Genomic DNA, 17130 nt, shown 5'->3' with positions numbered 1-17130 from the left:
AGATGGGCTGTCTTCTGAAAAACAGATACCCCTCACCGGAGCCTAAATGTCGCTGACCCTACGCCAGGTGCGCTATTTCGTTGCCACCGCCGAGATCGGTCAGATCTCCCAGGCGGCGCTGCACCTGAACATTTCCCAGTCGGCGGTGACCACCGCGATCAAGGAGCTGGAGGCCATGCTCGGCGCGCTGCTGTTCCAGCGATCGGCCCAAGGCATGAGCCTGACCGACGCTGGCCGGCATTTTCTCAACCGCGCCTACGTGATCCTGCGCAGCGTCGACGATGCGCTGAACAGCCCGCTGCCGGATGTACGCGCCAGCGGCCTGCTGCGCCTGGCGGCGAGCTACACGGTCATTGGTTACTTTCTGCCGCATCACTTGCAACGCCTGGAGCACTGGCACCCCGATGTGCTGATCGAGGTTCATGAACAGGAACGCAGCGCCATCGAGCAGGGGTTACTCGAAGGTCGCTTCGACATGGCGGTGGTATTGACCGCCAACCTTACCCACCCGGATATCGTGTCCGAGACGCTGTTCAACTCCGAACGTCGACTGTGGCTGCCCAGCCATCACCCACTGTGCGAACGCTCGGCGGTGAGCCTGGCCGATGTCGCCCAGCAACCTTACATCCTGCTTACAGTCGATGAAGCCGAACAAAGCGCGATGCGTTACTGGCAACAAGCCGGGCAGCAACCAGACGTGCGCGTGCGCACAAGCTCCGTCGAGGCGGTGCGCAGCATGGTAGCCAACGGCAGCGGCGTGGCGATTCTGTCGGATCTGGTGCACCGTCCGTGGTCGTTGGAAGGCAAGCGGATCGAAACGGTGACGATCAGCGATCAGGTCACGCCCATGAGCGTTGGCCTGGCCTGGCATCGCGAGCGCGAATTAAGCCCGGCGATGCAAGCGCTGCGCAGCTACTTCCATGCAGCGTTCATGGCGCCGCAGCAGCATTTGGCTCGACGCTAAGCGGGTCGAGGTGCTCTAAGGCCGCGCAGTCAGCGGCGGTGCTTGTCCGCGCCACGCAGATCGATACCGATCCCGCAGCAATGGAGTAAAATTTCGCCATCGCGGACACCGGCTAGCCAGCCGTTAGACCGAGCCCCTGGGATCGGGTTGATATCCCACGCAGTCACGAATCGAGTTGAAACCATGAATCGGCAGAAAAAAATCAAGCAGCTGTTAAAGGCTCACGCGAAAAAAGCCAGCGCCAAACTGGCTCCAAAAAACAAACCCAAATACATCTGCAAAGCAGACCGGGCGAAGTTGGCTGCCCAGGGCGATCAAGACTCAGGCTCGCTCCCAGAGAGCTGATTCGGCTGCAACGCCAGCAGCTCACGCACACGCCCGCCCAGGCTGTCGACCGCAAATGGCTTGGTCAGCACCTGCATACCAGGTTGCAGCTGACCCTCGCCGATCACCGCGTGCTCGGCGTAACCGGTGATGAACAAGGTCTTGAGGGTTGGCCGAAGTTGCAACCCGGCATCGGCCATTTGCCGACCGTTCATGCCACCGGGCAGGCCGACATCGGTGATCAGCAAGTCGATATGCACGTCTGAGCGCAACAGCTGCAGCCCGGTGGCACTGTCGGCGGCCTCGATCACGGTATAGCCGAGCTCGCTGAGCACATCGGTCAGCAGCATACGCATGGTCGGTTCATCGTCCACCAACAGTACGGTCTCGCCAGGCTGGGCAATCGACACCGCCTCTGTGCCGGGTGCTGGCTCCTCGGCGGGGGCGTCGCCGTGGTGGCGCGGCAGGTAGATGAACACCGTGGTGCCTTCACCGACTGTCGAGCAGATGCGCACCTGGCCGCCAGACTGCTGGGCAAAGCCGTAGATCATCGACAAGCCCAGGCCAGTACCCTGGCCGAGCGGCTTGGTGGTAAAGAATGGCTCGAACACGTGCGCCATCACGTCCGCGGGCATGCCACTGCCGGTGTCGGTCACGCTCAGGCACAGATAAGCGCCCTCGGGGACATCGTGTGCCAGGGCAGCCACTGGGTCCAGCCATTGATTGCTGGCGTGCAAGGTAATGCGCCCCCCGTCAGGCATGGCATCACGGGCGTTGATGCACAAATTGAGCAGCGCATTTTCCAGCTGACTGGCGTCGACGAACGCTGGCCACAGGTCCGCATCGCCGAGGGTCTGGACTTGTATGCCGGGGCCGGCGGTGCGTTGGATCAGCTCGCTCATGCCGAACATCAAGGTATTGACGTTGAGCGGTCGCGGCTCGAGGGTCTGCCGCCGCGAGAAAGCCAGCAATCGATGGGTAAGGGCGGCCGCACGCTTGGTAGCGCCTTGCGCGGCGACCAAGTACTTGTCGATATCGCCCAGGCGGCCACGGGCGATGCGCATGCTGATCAGCTCAAGCGAGCCGGAGATGCCGGCGAGCAGGTTATTGAAGTCGTGGGCCAACCCTCCCGTTAGCTGGCCGACCGCTTCCATCTTCTGCGACTGGCGCAGTTTCTCTTCGGCCTGCATCAGCTCGGCGGTACGCGCGGCGACCCGGTGCTCAAGGGTTTCATTCAACTCACGCAGCTGAGCTTTGGCCTTGCGCTGCTGCTCTTCGCTTGCCCGCAAGTGCGCGCAGGTACGTTCAAGCTCTTGCTCGCGGGCGCGCAGGGCTTCTTCGGCCATGGTCCGCTCGAGTAGGTCCGCAGCGGTGCGGGCGAGGATGTCGAGCAAGCGCAAGTCTCGCTGGGAGGGCTGATGGGGCGCACTCCAATGGGTCGAGATCATCCCCAGCAGCCTGCCATCGCGCGACAGTAGCGGCGTCGACTGGGCAGACCGGATACCGGTGCGGCGGAAGGCGTTCAGGTCTTCAGTACCGGCGATCTCAGCCCACTGTTCGAAGTCGGCGATGATCGCCCGCTTGCCGAGCTTGAGCGCTTGCGTACAGCTGCTGTGGGCCGTTGGCGGTACCCACTGCCAGAAACCGACCGCTTCGGCGGGCAGACCGCGTGAGCACAGCAGCTGCAGTTCACCGCCGTGACCAGAACTATGCGCCTGAGGGCACAGCAACTGCATGGTGCCGAACTGCGAGCCGGTAATGAACACCGCCGCATCGACGATCTTGCCGTACAACGCTTCGAGGTCCTGCTCACCGATCAGCGCGACGCTGATGCTGTGCAATAGCTCTATGTCGCAAAGATCGTTATCCGATGCGCCGGCATGCAGTGGAAAGTCCACTGGAAAGGAGGCGTTGTGGCCAGTCATAACGGCTCCTGGGGAGCAGTGGTTAACGGATTAAGCCTATCAGTATAGGCTCCGTAGTGCGACACAGCCGGCGTTTCGACGACGTTCGAGGCTTTGATGGCTTGCCCAGCGCCTGGTTTCATTGCGCGCTGTCGGCGAGCACCTGTGGCAGGTCCATTTCTACTCGCAGCACCAGCGTGTCACCGCCATCAGCGGCGATGGTCTGGGCGCGCCCCTGCAAGCGCAAAAGCAGGCGCTGGATAGTGGCATACGCCGACACTTCAGACGGCGCTTGTTCTGCCGGTGGAGACCAGGGCGCCAGCTCCAGGCTCAAACGCAACAAGCCTCGCGGTTGAATCCGGGTAGCCAGACGCAAGCTCAGGTACGCCGGCAGTGGCCGCAGTTGCAGGTAGGTACACAGGCCCTCGAGCAAGTGCCGGTAGTGGCGGGGGTCGATCCACGCGCTTTGTAGTGCACGCAGCCCTGGCCCCAGGTCCAGCTCACAGCCCCGCGCTTGCAGTTGCAGGCGCAACGGTGCCAGGATCGCTTCGGTCAGGTTGCCCAGGTCATGCGCTGCGCGTTGTGGCTGGCCTGGGTGGTCATCCTGATCCATCAGGGCATCGACCTTGGCCAGGCACTGGTACATGCCTTCAACGTGCTCTGCCAGGGTTTGCAAAGCTGGGCGCAAGGGCTCATCGCCTGGCGCAAGCAAGCGTTGCACAGTGGTTCGAAACACCGCCAGCATTTGCCCAAGTTCCTGGCTGACAGCGGCCAGGGTGGAGCTCTTCAGGTGGCTTTCATAGCGCGCCTCGGCGCCCTCGTGACGCAATGTCGAGAGCAGCCGATCGCGCTCGGTGAGGTCACGCATGCCGCCCAGCATGGCCACCAATTGACCGCTCTGGTCGCGAAACGGTGTGCACCAGATGTGCATGGCAACCACTTCACCCAGATGCTCGATTACCGCTTCGGCCAGAAACGGCTCTTGCCGCGCAACCGCCTCGGCGAAGCGCTGCTGTGAACGCTCGCGCAATGGCGCTGGCAACCACAGCGCCTGGTCGATGGTAGAGCCGTGGATCGCTTCGAAACTTTCTCCGGCGTAGGCCAGGTAGCGGCGGTTACACATCAGCAGGCGGCCTGCGAGGTCGCGCACGAACATCGGGTAGGGGGCAGCGTCGAGCAGCGCCCGTAACAAGCCGTGCTCGCGTAGCAGCTGCGGGTCGCTGGAAGACGCCTGCGCCCTGCTCGCCTCGTCGCCGGCAACCAAGCCATGGCTGCGGGCGACTTCGAGCAATTGGAAATCGTTGCCGACATGGAGCTTTTGATGCAGACGCGCCTTATAGGTGCTGATGGTCTTGTAACTGAGGCTGAGCTGCTCGGCGATGTCCTTGTTACTCAACCCTTGGCTGAGCATCTGCAACACGGTGAGTTCGCGCCCGGAGAGCTGGGTCAAGTCATCTTCGCCTGCACCGTCGAGGTCCTGGCGGGCGACTTCGCGGGGGAAGTAGCTGCGTCCATGGCTGAGCGCCTGCAGGGCGCTGTGCAATTGGCCAAGCGCTTCGCTCTTGCACACATAGGCATCGGCGCCAGCCTGCAAGGAACGGGCGGCATACAGGCTGGCCTCCTGCACGCTGTACACCAGCAGTTTGATGCCCTGATGACTGGCGCGCAGCCGGCGCAGCAAATCCAGCCCACCCAGCTGCGGCACCAATAACTCAATAATGACCACCTGCGGGTGCAGCAGCCGGCACTGCTCCAGCGCATCCAGGCCGTTGTCGACTTCGCCCAGCACCTGGTGGCCAGCACGCTCAAGCACAGCCCGCAAGCCGTCACGCACGATCGGCAGGTGATCGACCAACAGTAGCGTGCTCATGGCGCCTTCCCTCTGCGGCAATGGCCGATGCCAAGCATAGACCAGAGCCGTGGACGAGAGTCACTCCTACAAGTAGGTTGCAACGCCTCCGACATTCGCCAGCAGGCGTCCCGCGCAGACTTCAGGCATCCCACTTCAGATGCCCAAGAGGCTGCCATGAACACCATCAAGCGTCCTGCACACTTCCAACGTACTCGTCTGGGCCGGGCCATTGGCCTGATTCTGGCGGGCCTGTTCAGCGTCAGCCTGATCGAGGCCGAAGCCGAGGACAGCGCCCTCGACCCACCACTGATGGCTATCGACCCGCCCTCGGCAGCGGGTGCCATGCCCTCCCCTGACTACCTGCAGATCGCCCTGCAAGCCAGCCAGCAGGCCCCACATTTATTTGCCAACCGGCTGCTGGGGGTGCCCGCGCCAATCAACGTCAACAGCGCCGATGGCATTGGTGTTTCCAGCGCAGGTGCGCATGACGAGGCCACGGTCAACCTGGGCGCGGCCCGCACCACCGGGGTGCTTGCGCAGTTGGGCAGCAGCGTCGGCTTCGAGCGCGGTAGCGTCAACAGCAGCGCCCTGACGGCCGCCAACGCCAACGGCCAAACTGGGCTGGCCAGCGATGGCGGCCAGTTGAATGGCTCCGGAGTGAGGGTCACGCTGATACCCAAAGCGGCCAACAGTGCGCTGATCACCGCCAGCAACCTGACCGGCGTCAGCGCCAAGAATGCCGGCCAAGTGAGGCTGAACAACAGCACCATCAGCGTCGGTGGCGGCGCTAACGGGATAAACAACCAGGGCCTGGTCGCCACTGGCGCTGGCAGCCAGATCGACCTGGTGGCAAGCGAGGTCAGCACCCTGTCCAAAGGTTCGGTTGGCGTGCTGGCCCAAGGCGGCGGCAGTATCAGCATCAGCGGTGCCAGCGTGATCAGTACCACTGGCGCCAGCAGCCCTACTAGCGCCAGCCATGGCCTGAAAGCCACCGGCAACGCCAGCCTGATCGCTGTCAGCGACAGCGAGATACGCACTGGCGCGGTCGCCGCCAGCGGCGCCCGGGCAGATGACGGCGCGCAGATTCAACTGCAGCGCACCAGCCTCAGCCATACTTCCGCCGCCACCAGTACCAGCAGTACTGCCGTGTTGCATGCGCTCGGCGGCGCCAGCATCAACGCCGATGCGGTAACGGTCAGTTCCAGCGGCAACTACATCGGCGGCGCCCGCGCCGAAGGCAGCGCCAGCCAGGTTTCGTTGCGCAACAGCAGCGTGTCAGTCAAAGGCTCGGGCAGCGTCAATGACTTCGCCTCAGCCGCGCGGGCCATGAGCGGCGGCGCCGTGCTGATCGACAACAGCACCCTGAGCGCCGAAGGCACCTATAGTCACGGCGTGTCAGTCGAAGGCAGCGGCTCACATGCCAATGTCAGCGCCAGCCGGGTCGAGGTCGGCGGTAACCGCGCACACGGTCTCTATGTCAATGCAGGCGCCACTGCCGAGATCAGCGACAGTGCCATCCGCCTCGCCCCGGCAGGCAGTGCAGCAGGCCCTTGGGGCCTCGGCGCCTTGGTCGAAGGTAGTGGCTCACGCCTGCTGCTCAACGACAGCCAAGTGCACACCACGCAGAAAACCAGCTACGGGGTACGGGCCCTGGGCGGCGCCGAGCTGCTAATCAACAATGGCCTGATCGATACCCAGGGCAATTACTCAGCAGGCCTGAGTGCAGGTAGCTCGACGGTGGTGGCGCGTAATCTTACGGTGACCACCTCGGGCGACGACAACGCCATGGGCGTGGTCGCCGATGGCGGTGCGAACATCACCCTGTATGGCGGCTCGGTAACCACCACAGGTAATGGCTCACCGGTACGTTCCAACCTGACCTTCCCGCACGCCCTGGCCTCGCGCAATCCAGGGGCTGTGCTCAACGTCTACGGCACCGCCGTGCATACCACCGGCACGCAGGCCTACGGCGCTGCGGTAGACGATGGCGGCAGCCTGTATTTGGAAGGGTTGAGCGTGAAGACCGAGGGGCAGTATTCCATGGGCCTGTATGCCGGCATCGGCACCCTCAAGCCAGGCCAGGTCAGCCTGGTAGCGCGCAATGTCAGCGTCGAGACCCTGGGCGATCAAGCCACCGGCGCCATGGTCAGCCGGCAGTATCAGAGCGATACGGCCAGCCTGCAATTGAGCGACTCGAGTATCACAACCAGTGGGGTGTTGTCCCATGGTTTGCAGGCCGAATCCACCGCGCTACTAAGTGCCAGCAACACCGCCGTCACTACCTACGGCGAGCGTGCCCTGGGAGCGCTGGCAAACAACCAGGCCAATGTTCAGCTCGATCAGGTCGGGATCAACACCAGCGGCAACCTGGCCCACGCCGCCGTGGCCAAGAACGGTGCGCGCCTCGACGCCCAACGCAGTGTGATCAACGCCAGCGGTGACCAGGCCGCAGCGCTTTATGCGCAAGGCACTGAACTGCTCAAGGGTCAGGCCAATCTCGACAGCAGCGTGCTGCACAACCGCGACGGGGCCACGGTGGCTGTCGCAGGCGTCGCCGACATCAGCCTGACTAACAGTATCGTCGGTGGCAGCGGCCAATGGTTGAACGTCGACAGCGCCGTGGCCAGCGATGGCAGCAGCATCCCAGACATGGGCACCGGCCAGTGGCAAGGTGTCGGCAGCTCGCTGGCCAGTGCCGGCAACGCCAACATCGATGTCGCAGGCTCGGTGCTCAACGGCGCTGCGCGTACCGCTGCGGGCAGCAGTGCCCAAGTCAATCTGCGCGACAGCAGCCTGTGGAACCTGACCGGCGACTCGAACCTCAGCACCCTGCGCAACGAGGCCAGCCTGATCGACTTCAGCGCGCCAGTCGGCGGCAGCTACAAGCACCTGACCGTCAACAACTACCACGGCGCCAATGGCACCTTTGCCCTGAACACGTACCTGTACAGCGACGGTTCGCCCTCGGACAAGCTGGTGGTGGATGGCGGTAAGGCCGACGGCAGCAGCAACCTGTTGATCAAGAACGCAGGTGGCCCCGGCGCGCTGACCCAAGGCAATGGGATTCTTGTAGTCGATGCCATCAATGGCGCGACCACCGAGGCTCAAGCCTTCCGCTTGCTCAGCCGGGTCAAGGCCGGCCCTTATGAATACACCCTGCACCGGGCCAGCCTGGATGGCAGCAATCGCCAGGCCTGGTACCTGCGCTCTACTGCTGATGTGGGTCCGGTTGACCCTGTTGATCCAGTCGAGCCAGTGAAACCTGTCGACCCAGTGAAGCCGGTAGATCCGGTGAAGCCTGTAGATCCGGTGCTACCCGTCGACCCAGTGGACCCCGTCGATCCGACTGAGCCCGAGCCCCCCATCGTTCCGGTTCGGCCACAAGTGCCCAACTATCGCCCGGAAACGACGCTATACCGCGCCTTGCCTTCGATGTTGCTGCACTACAGCCACGCCATGGTCGATACCCTGCATGAGCGAGTCGGTGAAGAGCGCAGGCTCAGCACCGAGCCACTGCCCGCACAGGCCGCCGAGCAATACGGCCCGTCACTGGGCTGGGGCCGGCTGATCTACCGCAAGGGTGAGGAAGAGCTGGGCCAAGGTGCCAGCTACGACTACCGGATCCAGGCCTTCCAGGTCGGCACTGACCTGTATCGCCACGAAGACGTCGATGGCAGTACCGATCAGGCCGGTCTGTCGCTCAACGTTGGGCGTATCGCAGGTGACGTCGAGCACACCAATGGCAACAGCGCTGGCGACGACATGATCCGCGCCTATGGGGTCGGCGGCTACTGGACCCACTTTGGGCCGGAAGGCTGGTACCTCGACGGTGTGCTGCAGTTCAACCGCTTCGACGTGCAAGCCAACCCTAGCGACATGGACACCATGAAAACCCGCGGTCGCGGCGTGACCGCCTCGCTCGAAGGGGGCTATCCGTTCAATCTCAATGAGGACAAGAACCTGCACATCGAGCCGCAGGCCCAGGTGATCGTCAGCAAGATCAAGGTCGATGACAGCCACGACGACGCCTCTGATGTGCGCTTCGAAGACGTCGACTCGCTGACTGCCCGCCTGGGGGTGCGCATTGACAAGGACAGCCTGCGTGCAGACGACCAGGGCAAGCTGCACCGCACCAACGTCTGGGTGCGGCCCAGCGTCTGGCACGAGTTCAAGGGCAAGAGCAAAACCGAGTTTTCTTCGGCCAATGGCTACATTCCCTTTGGCACCGACATGAGCGGGACCTGGGGTGAGCTGAACCTGGGTGTCGACTACCAGGTCGATGAACGCACCACAGTGACTGGCTCGTTGGGTTATCAGAAGGCGTTTGGCAAGGACAGCGGAAGCTATGAAGGGATGATTGGTATCAAGGTCAAATTCTGATCGACGACGCCCGGCTCAGCCGGGCGTTTTTTATCGAGGGCCTCATCGCCCAGGCGCCTCTATACCCCTCTGCAACCCGCCATTATCAGACAAATCCGATACTCGATAGCGAGTCAGCTACCTACCATACGCGCCCTTTCCCACAATCAGCCAAGCCGACAGAGACAAGTTTCCAATGCAGGCGTGGCGAGTGTCCATAACGCGCGTTGCGCCAGGTGTTGAACATGAGCAGACAATTTTTGCTAGCTATTGCCCTCCTCCTCTGGAGCACCGCAGCCAGCGCTGGGCAAAGCGAGCCACAGGGTGATTACTGGTACATCCAGACCAGCGCCTATACCCGCCACTGGAGCCCCGACCCAGAGCACAACAATCAGCAACGGCTGATCGGTATCGAACGGGTGTACAGCGATGGGCTGCTCTGGGGCGGGGCGACATTCAAGAACTCGTTCAACCAGCGCTCCTACTATGGCTACGTCGGCAAAGTCTGGGAGCATGAGCGGTTTCCGCTCCATGCCAAGCTCAGTGCAGGCCTGATCCAGGGCTACAAAGGCGAATACAAAGACAAGATCCCGCTCAACCATTTGGGCGTTGCGCCGGTAATCATTCCGGGCATCGGTGCGCATTGGGGGCCGGTGGCCGCAGAGTTTGTGGTGCTCGGCGCGGCAGCGGGAATGGTCAACGTGGGGCTTCGGTTCTAGGGTTCAACGCCGCCTCAATCTTGGCGACGTCGATCTTGCCCATCTGCATCATCGCCTCGAACGCCCGCTTGGCGGCGGCTTGGTCAGGATGGGCAATAGCCTGGATGAGAATCCTTGGGGTGATTTGCCAGGAAATACCCCATTTGTCCTTGCACCAACCACAGACACTTTCCTCGCCGCCATTGCCGACGATGGCATTCCACAAACGATCGGTTTCGGCCTGATCGTCGGTCGCAACCTGGAACGAGAACGCCTCGTTGTGCTTGAACACCGGCCCGCCATTAAGGCCGATGCAGGGAATGCCCATCACACTGAACTCGACCGTAATCACATCGCCCGCCTTCCCCGAGGGGTAGTCGGCTGGGGCCTTATGCACGGCCAGTACCTTGCTGTCCGGGAAGGTCTTGGCGTAGAACTCGGCCGCCTCCTGCGCCGCCCCCTCATACCACAGGCAAATAGTGTTCTTGCTGGTCATGGCGGTACTCCTTGATCGGGACAGAGGCATTAGTCTAGTCGCTCGATGTCCGGCAGCCAGGCGCTAAGGCCGCGCGCATGGGCCGGTTTCAACGCTATCATCGAGGTGGCCGAGCGCTGAGCGAACCCCGCGCCGACAGGCCTGTCCAACCTGCTCCCATGTGCGACGAGAAGACCCATCGACCATGCATTTCGACCTGATCCAAAGCTTGAGCCTGGCCGGTAAGCCAGAGGTACCCAACGATGACCGGATCGGCTGCGCCGAGCAGCATGCCTGGGTCATCGACGGCGCGACAGACCTGGGCCCACCGGGTCTGCTCGGTGAGCGCGGTGGTGCGGCCTGGCTGGCGGCAGCGGCGCAGCGGGCTTTTCACGGGGCATCTGGCGCTTTGCAGCAGGTGTGTGAATCGGTGTTTGTCGCCGTCGCAACCGACTATGCCCAGGCCCAGCGACGCGAACCGGTCGCGGCCTGGGAGCTGCCGCGCGCTGCATTCGCCGCCGTCGCCCTGGAGGGTGCCGAACTGAGCTGTGCCTACATGGGCGATTGTGTCGTGCTGCACCGCAGTGCCCAGGGCATTGGGTTTCTCACCCCCGAGCCTGACCGTGAGGCTGAACGTGCTGAAGCCGCAGCCCTGGGCCCGGGCACCGGAGCATTCGGGGTGCGCACGCCAGCGGTGGTGGCCGACCGCCGGGCTGCCCGTGAGCGACCCAAGGCCGTCTTGAGCATCGATGCGCAGCAAGCCCGAGACGGCACACGCTATGTGCGCAGCGCGGTGTCCGTGGGCGATGAGGTGATTTTGATGAGCGACGGTTTCGCCGCGCTGTTCGATACCTATGACGTCTACGACCCGGCAAGTTTTATCGCGCAGCTTGAGGCGCATGGCTTGGCCGCTCTGGCTCAGACGCTGCGCGCCATAGAACAGGAGGACGCCGCTTGCCTGCGCTATCCGCGCTTCAAGGCCAGTGACGATGCCTCGGCGATCTGGTTGCGGGTCGCCTGATAGCCGATCGATGGGCGGCCAGCACTGTTCGCGAGAGATCCGCTGAAAAGCTTGCTCATACATCGGCATGGGTACGACGAGATGCTATTGGCTACCTTTGAGAACTCATATCTGAGGTCATGGACATGGACAGTCCCCACGCCGTACATCTTCGCCTGGGCCGGTTTTCTGAAGCCGGGCGTATTTATGCATTGACTACAGTCGTCAAGAATCGGCTGCCACTCTTTGTTGATCTGCAACTGGCAAGGTTGGTCATCGCCCAGTTGCGCCTGGCGCAGGCCGAGCATCTCGCGCAATCGCTTGCCTGGGTGGTGATGCCTGATCACGTGCATTGGCTGGTGCAGTTACAGGATGCGACGCTCAGCACACTGATGGGCAGAATGAAGTCACGCAGTACGCGTGCGATCAATAGCGCATTAGGTAGGGATGGAGCGCTTTGGCAGCGCGGGTATTACGACCGGGCTGTGCGTAGAGAGGAGGAGTTGCAAGGTATTGCCCGCTATATCGTGATGAATCCTGTTCGGGCGGGGTTAGCCCGTACGGTTAAAGAGTATTCGCATTGGGATGCGGTGTGGGTTTGAGCATTTTGGGGCTGCGTTGCAGCCCATCGCAGGCAAGCCAGCTCCTACAGGTCCAACGCCAATCTTTGTAGGAGCTGGCTTGCCTGCGATGGGCCGCAGAGCGGCCCCAAAATCTCGGACCTCAGCCAAAAACCACATAACTCTTGCGCACAGTTTGACGAATCTCCCATGTTCCTTGGCTATCTGGCGGGAAGCACAGGGTATCGCCCGCACAAAACGCCAACGGCGCCCCGCCATCGGGGGTAAAGCTCCCCTCCCCGCTGATGATGTAGCTGTACTCAGCTTGCTTGACCCCGCGCCGAAAACTGCCCGGCGTGCACTGCCAAATACCGGTTTCAGCCGCAGCGCCAATCAGGCTGTGCTCACCTGCTGTGCTCGCCTGGGCAATGGTTTCGCCCACGGGTTGGGCCACCGGCGCAGGTTGCGAAAACTGCGCCTCGGTTACCGCCTTGATCAATACCGGTTGCATCAACTACCTCTTAATAAGTCAGAGAACGGCATCGAGCAAGCGATACCAGGCAATGCCCACGCCCAGGTACAAACGCTGCAGGCCATGGAACGGAATCGGTCGGATCGGTGACAGCGGAAACGGGAACTGCTGCGCCTTGCCCAGCAGTCGCTGTGCCAGGTGCCGGCCAAGTGCGGACGACATGGCAATACCGCGACCGTTGTAACCGAGCAGGATGCTCAGACCCGGCGCCGGTTCGTGCAGGTGCGGCATGAAATCCTGGGTCAGGGCAACGCGCCCGCTCCACTGGTATTCGAACTCGACCCCGGCCAGGTGCGGGAACAAGCCCAGCACCGAGCGACGCAGGTGGTTCCAGTCGCTGGCAGCCTTGGGCTCGGCAAACGGCCCACGCCCACCGAGCAGCAGTCGGCCTTGGGCATCCTGCTTGAAATACAGCAGCAGCCGGCGCGCATCGGAACACACCTCACCGCCAGGCAGCACCGTGCGCCGCAGTGCGTCCGGCAGCGGCCGGGTGGCAACGATGAAACTGTTGGCCGCCAGCACCGTCTGACGCAGCTTTGGCCACAAGTCGTCGGTATAGCCATTGGTGGCCAGCACCACGCGCTCGGCGCTGACCGTGCGCCGGGTATCGGTGGTGAGGGTCCAGCCACGGCTGTCACGCTGCAGGCCGGTGACGCGGTTGTGGCCATGGATCTGCGCGCCTTCGGCGATGGCCGCCCTGGCCAAGCCGCGTGCGTAGCTCAGCGGCTGCACGCTACCGGCACGCGGGTCGACCCAGGCGCCCAAATAGTCATAGCTGCCGATGCGCTGGGCCACGCTGCCCTTGTCGAGCATCTCCACCGGCACCCCGCGGCTGCGCCATTGCTGCGCACGGCGCTCGACCGCGCGCATGGCGGCCGGGGTTGCCGCGGGCTGGATCCAACCCTTGCGGGTGGCGTCGCAGGCAATGTCGTAGTGGCGGATCAGCTCGAACACCTCATCGGCGGCAGTCCCGGCCACTTCGATCAAGCGCTCGGCTTGCTCGCCACCGTACATGCGCAGCAACTCGTCGGGGTCGTGCTTGAGCCCCGGGATCACTTGCCCGCCGTTACGCCCGGAAGCGCCCCAGCCGGGCTCGCCGGCATCCAGCACACAGACCCGCGCCCCCTCGCGCGCCAAGTGCAGGGCGGTAACCAGGCCGGTGTAGCCGGCGCCGACCACGGCCACATCGACTTGCTTGTCTTCGGCCAACGGCGGGGTGTGGACGCCCGGTGCGGCAGTACTCGCCCACAAGGAAGGCGGTAGCGCCAAAGGTCGTGCACTCATGCCACGCCTCCATCAGTGGTCAGCAGGCGTCGCAAGAATTCCTGGGTACGTGGCTGCTGCGGCGCGCCAAGCACCTCGCGCGCCGGGCCTTCCTCGACGATTCGCCCGCCATACAGGAAGCACACCTTGTCGGCGACCTCGCGGGCAAAGCCCATTTCATGGGTGACCACGACCATGGTCATGCCCTCCTCGGCCAGCTTGCGCATCACCGCCAGCACTTCGCCGACCAACTCCGGGTCCAGCGCTGAGGTCGGCTCGTCGAACAGAATGGCCTTGGGCCGCATGGCCAAGGCCCGGGCAATGGCCACACGCTGCTGCTGGCCGCCCGACAGCTCATCCGGGTAGGCCTCCATGCGATGGGCCAGGCCGACCTTTTCCAGCAGGGCCTTGGCATGTTCGCGGGCCGCCTCGGGGCTTTCCTTCTTTACATAGATCGGCCCTTCCATGACGTTCTGCAGCGCGGTGCGATGGGGAAAGAGGTTGAAGCGCTGAAACACCATCGCCACCTGGGTGCGAATCTCATGGATGGTCTTGGCATTGCGATCGACCCGCTCGTCACTGACCAGGATGTCGCCCCCTTCATAGGTTTCCAGGCCATTGATGCAGCGCAGCAGGGTCGACTTGCCCGAGCCCGATGGGCCGATCAAGCACACCACCTGGCCGCTCTGGACCTCAAGGTCGATGCCTTCGAGAACGCGGGTACTGCCATAGCTTTTGTGCAGCGACTGAATGCTGATCATGCGTGCTTCCTCGTGGCGATCCGCGCCTCGAGACGGCGCAAGGCATACGACAGCGGCAGGCTCAAAGCCAGGTAGAGCAGCGCCACCAGGGTATAGACAGTCATGTTTTCAAAGGTCGATGAGGCAATCAGCTGGCCGGCCCGGGTCATCTCGGCGACGGTGATGGTCGAGACCAATGATGAGTCCTTGAGCATCATCACCAGGGTGTTGCCATACGGCGGCAAGGCAATCCGGAAGGCCTGTGGCAGCACCACCCGGCGCATGATCATCGGCCCGCGCATGCCCAGTGATTCTGCCGCTTCGATCTGACCCTGCTGAATAGCCTGGATACCTGCGCGGAAGTTCTCTGCCTGATACGCCGAGTAGGCGATGCCCAAACCGATGATGCCGGCCTGCAGGGCAGTGAGCTGGATACCGAATTCCGGCAGGACGAAGTAGATATAGAACAGCTGCACGATGATCGGCAGGCCACGGATGATGTTCACCACCGACACGGCAAACAGGGCGACCGAGCGAACCTTGGACACCATCATCAGGGCGAAGGCCAGGCCAATCAGGGAGCTGAGCAGGAACGAGGCAATCGTGACCTGCACGGTGACCACCGCGCCACTCAAGAGAATGGGCAGGAAGTCCAGAGCATTCTGGAAGAACATAAGCGAGTCCGCGAGAGAGCAATCAGGGAAGAGGCGCCCGCTGCGGGCGCCGTGAGGCGACGATCAGTCCAGGTGCCACTTGTCGATGATGCCGGCCAGGGTGCCGTCGGCCTTGATGCTGGCGATGCCCTGATTGACCCGGGCAAGCATCTGCGGATCGCCCTGGCGCATGATCAGGCACACTTCACCCTTGATCTGCGGCTGATAGCTGTCGACCAGACGGACTTTTTTCAAGGTGCCCTGGGCCATCTGGTAGGCGAGGATCGGATGGTCGCCAAAGCCGGCCTTGATCCGGCCCAGGGCCAGGTCGCGGGTCAGGTCCGCCAGCGAATCGTAGCCGCGCACTTCCTTGAAAATGCCGCGTTTGTTGAGCTCGTCGAGGAAGATGGTGCCGACCTGGGCGCCTACCACTTCGCCTTTGAAATCATCCATGTGGCTGTAGGCCTTGGCGTCGTCGGCGCGCACGATCAGGCCTTCGCCGTATTCGAACACCGGGTCGGAGTACTGCACGACCTTTTCTCGCTCGGGGGTACGCAGCATGGCGGCGGAGATCAGGTCGATCTTTTTCGCGGTCAGCGAAGGGATCAGTGCGGCGAAGGTGGTCTGGGCGATATCCACCTCAAACCCGGAGGCCTTGGCCACCGCTTGGGCGGAGTCGACCATCATGCCCTGGATACTGTTGCTCTTCACATCGAGAAACGTGAACGGCACACCGGTAGCGGTGGCGCCAACTTTGTACGTCTCGGCCTGGGCGACCAAGGAGGTGACGCAACTGGCGGCCAGGGCCAGGGCGCAGGTGAACACACGAAGGCGTGGATACATGGTGAACACTCCCATTTGACGCGGTTTGTTGTCGTTATGCGTTATGGATGCCTCGGGTATCGGCAGGAGGCCTTGCGACCCAATATAATTGATTTACAAAAATCGTAAAGAGATTTATAAATATCGCATATAGATATTAACCAGTGGTCCTGTCCAAGGGATGATCCATGAACGATAACGACAACAGCCTGTTCAACCAGTCACTGGAAAAGGGCCTGGCGGTGCTGCGCGCCTTCAACGCCCGCCGGCGCACCATGAACCTGGCCGAGGTGGCCGAAGCCGCTGGCATCAACAAAAGCTCGGCGCAGCGCATGATCCATACCCTGGAAGCCTTGGGTTATGTGAGCAAGCACCCGCAGACCAAGCGCTTCCAGCTCACCCCTGATGTGATGGAGATCGGCTACAACTACCTGGCTGCCGACACCCTGGTGGACGTCGCCAACCCGTTCCTCGCCGAGCTGGCGCAGACTACCGGGGAAACCACCAACCTGACCGAGCCCGTGCGTAACGATATGCTCTACGTAGCGCGTTTCGTCGGGCCTAAGTTCATCCCTATCCATTTGCCGATTGGCAGTCGTATCCCGATGTATTGCACCGCCTCGGGGCGCGCGTACTTGAGCGCTCTAGACGAGGATGAGGCGATGGCCGTGCTGCGCGCCAGCGATCTGTCTCGGCACACCCAGTACACCCGCACATCGCTGGAAGAGATCCTCGGCGAAATTGCCGAGATCCGCCGCAAGGGCTTTGCCATCAACAGTGAAGAGTTGTTCTTGGGCGACATGGCAGTTGCCGCCCCGGTGCGCAACAGTCAGGGCCGGCCAGTGGCATCGGTGCATGTGGTCGCACCGACCAGTCGCTGGTCGCTGGAAGAGGCTGAGCGGCGGTTGGCACCTGCGGCAATCGAGTGTGCTCGTGCGATCAGTACATCGATCAGGACGCTGTGAGTGAGCGCTGGCCTGTATC

Annotated in this window: 15 protein-coding genes; 7 read left to right on the top strand and 8 right to left on the bottom strand. The window is 62.7% G+C overall.

All coding sequences use genetic code 11. The features are described 5' to 3' along the window. The first annotated feature begins 46 nt into the window (after positions 1–46). Positions 47–964 (top strand): LysR family transcriptional regulator, encoded by a 918-nt coding sequence (locus ACI2JX_RS03905; RefSeq protein WP_186555125.1) that lies wholly within the window; start codon positions 47–49, stop codon positions 962–964. A gap of 183 nt (positions 965–1147) precedes the next feature. Next, positions 1148–1309: a DUF2986 domain-containing protein gene (locus ACI2JX_RS03900; protein WP_404689420.1), complete on the top strand. Its 162-nt coding sequence runs from the start codon at positions 1148–1150 to the stop codon at positions 1307–1309. On the opposite strand, the gene ACI2JX_RS03895 is transcribed toward ACI2JX_RS03900, so the two are convergent. Together ACI2JX_RS03895 and ACI2JX_RS03890 are read right to left on the bottom strand one after the other, a co-directional pair. Next, a complete protein-coding gene (locus ACI2JX_RS03895; RefSeq protein ID WP_404689419.1) occupies positions 1279–3213 on the bottom strand; it encodes an ATP-binding protein in 1935 nt (644 codons plus the stop codon). The two genes, ACI2JX_RS03900 and ACI2JX_RS03895, sit on opposite strands and share 31 nt — an antisense overlap. A 118-nt stretch (positions 3214–3331) precedes the next feature. After that, positions 3332–5062 (bottom strand): response regulator, encoded by a 1731-nt coding sequence (locus ACI2JX_RS03890; protein ID WP_404689418.1) that lies wholly within the window; start codon positions 5060–5062, stop codon positions 3332–3334. A 156-nt stretch (positions 5063–5218) separates the two neighbouring features. Here ACI2JX_RS03890 and ACI2JX_RS03885 point away from each other — a divergent pair, with 156 nt between their 5' ends. After that, on the top strand, positions 5219–9424 hold the full coding sequence (locus ACI2JX_RS03885) for an autotransporter outer membrane beta-barrel domain-containing protein (protein ID WP_404689417.1): 4206 nt from the start codon (positions 5219–5221) through the stop codon (positions 9422–9424). A 224-nt stretch (positions 9425–9648) separates the two neighbouring features. Continuing rightward, positions 9649–10122 (top strand): sn-glycerol-3-phosphate transporter, encoded by a 474-nt coding sequence (locus ACI2JX_RS03880; protein WP_404689416.1) that lies wholly within the window; start codon positions 9649–9651, stop codon positions 10120–10122. Here the strand turns inward: ACI2JX_RS03880 and ACI2JX_RS03875 are convergent. After that, positions 10100–10597, bottom strand: coding sequence for a VOC family protein (locus tag ACI2JX_RS03875; RefSeq protein ID WP_368973233.1), 498 nt, complete (start codon positions 10595–10597; stop codon positions 10100–10102). The two genes, ACI2JX_RS03880 and ACI2JX_RS03875, sit on opposite strands and share 23 nt — an antisense overlap. A 184-nt stretch (positions 10598–10781) precedes the next feature. On the opposite strand from ACI2JX_RS03875, the gene ACI2JX_RS03870 reads away from it, so the two are divergent. After that, entirely contained in the window at positions 10782–11597 is an 816-nt protein-coding gene (locus ACI2JX_RS03870) for a protein phosphatase 2C domain-containing protein (protein ID WP_404689415.1), read from the top strand. Between the two features lie 125 nt (positions 11598–11722). Further along, positions 11723–12178, top strand: coding sequence for an REP-associated tyrosine transposase (locus ACI2JX_RS03865; protein ID WP_368973231.1), 456 nt, complete (start codon positions 11723–11725; stop codon positions 12176–12178). Positions 12179–12299: 121 nt separating this feature from the next. Here ACI2JX_RS03865 and ACI2JX_RS03860 read toward each other — a convergent pair whose 3' ends face one another. From ACI2JX_RS03860 to ACI2JX_RS03840, 5 genes are all read right to left on the bottom strand, one after another. Next, entirely contained in the window at positions 12300–12647 is a 348-nt protein-coding gene (locus ACI2JX_RS03860) for a cupin domain-containing protein (RefSeq protein WP_404689414.1), read from the bottom strand. Between the two features lie 18 nt (positions 12648–12665). Continuing rightward, positions 12666–13952: an NAD(P)/FAD-dependent oxidoreductase gene (locus ACI2JX_RS03855; RefSeq protein WP_404689413.1), complete on the bottom strand. Its 1287-nt coding sequence runs from the start codon at positions 13950–13952 to the stop codon at positions 12666–12668. Continuing rightward, a complete protein-coding gene (locus ACI2JX_RS03850; RefSeq protein WP_186555117.1) occupies positions 13949–14692 on the bottom strand; it encodes an amino acid ABC transporter ATP-binding protein in 744 nt (247 codons plus the stop codon). The genes ACI2JX_RS03855 and ACI2JX_RS03850 overlap by 4 nt, the downstream gene beginning before the upstream one ends. Continuing rightward, complete coding sequence (locus ACI2JX_RS03845; RefSeq protein WP_186555116.1) at positions 14689–15345, bottom strand: amino acid ABC transporter permease; 657 nt, start codon at positions 15343–15345, stop codon at positions 14689–14691. Before ACI2JX_RS03845 ends, ACI2JX_RS03850 begins: the two co-directional genes overlap by 4 nt. A gap of 63 nt (positions 15346–15408) precedes the next feature. Further along, positions 15409–16167: an ABC transporter substrate-binding protein gene (locus ACI2JX_RS03840; protein ID WP_186555115.1), complete on the bottom strand. Its 759-nt coding sequence runs from the start codon at positions 16165–16167 to the stop codon at positions 15409–15411. 167 nt (positions 16168–16334) lie between these two features. Here ACI2JX_RS03840 and ACI2JX_RS03835 point away from each other — a divergent pair, with 167 nt between their 5' ends. After that, on the top strand, positions 16335–17111 hold the full coding sequence (locus tag ACI2JX_RS03835; RefSeq protein WP_264233389.1) for an IclR family transcriptional regulator: 777 nt from the start codon (positions 16335–16337) through the stop codon (positions 17109–17111). The last annotated feature ends 19 nt before the right edge of the window (positions 17112–17130 follow it).

Source organism: Pseudomonas sp. NPDC088890 (assembly GCF_044900155.1).
Classification (GTDB): Bacteria; Pseudomonadota; Gammaproteobacteria; order Pseudomonadales; family Pseudomonadaceae; genus Aquipseudomonas; species Aquipseudomonas urmiensis.
This window is presented reverse-complemented; position numbering and strand designations above follow the sequence as displayed.